Annotated in this window: 1 protein-coding gene; it reads right to left on the bottom strand. The window is 52.6% G+C overall.

Annotated features, from left to right (window positions below):
• Nucleotides 1-409 (bottom strand): AMP-binding protein (locus tag ABR397_RS23430; protein ID WP_350307794.1); only part of this gene is annotated, 409 nt, incomplete at both ends.

Here is a 409-nt window from a genome sequence, read left to right as displayed (position 1 = left end):
CATAACCGCTGTACCGGCGTTTCTGCAAAAATCTGTTCAATCAGGGTACGTTTAAGCGGTTCACCCGCCAGATTGACGGTATGAACCGACGCCATCAGCGCCTGAGCCTGCAATAACGGTTTCATCGCCGACGGGACTGAGTTAATCAGGGTCACCGGCAGGGCATGCCGCATCAATGACAGGACATCATCGACCAGATGAATCGCCGCACCACGAGACAGCGGCATAAAACATTCAAAAATGGACAGGTCGAAATTCATTGACGTCGAGAAAAGCGTCTCCCGGATCTCTTCCGCGCCAAAAGCCTGCTGTGCCCAGTGCAGGAAGTTCACGGTATTCCGGTGCTCAATCATCACCCCTTTTGGCACGCCCGTGGAGCCGGAAGTATAAATTACATAGGCTAAATGAC

It is taken from the genome of Photorhabdus viridis, assembly GCF_040256935.1.
Classification (GTDB): Bacteria; Pseudomonadota; Gammaproteobacteria; order Enterobacterales; family Enterobacteriaceae; genus Photorhabdus; species Photorhabdus viridis.
This window is presented reverse-complemented; position numbering and strand designations above follow the sequence as displayed.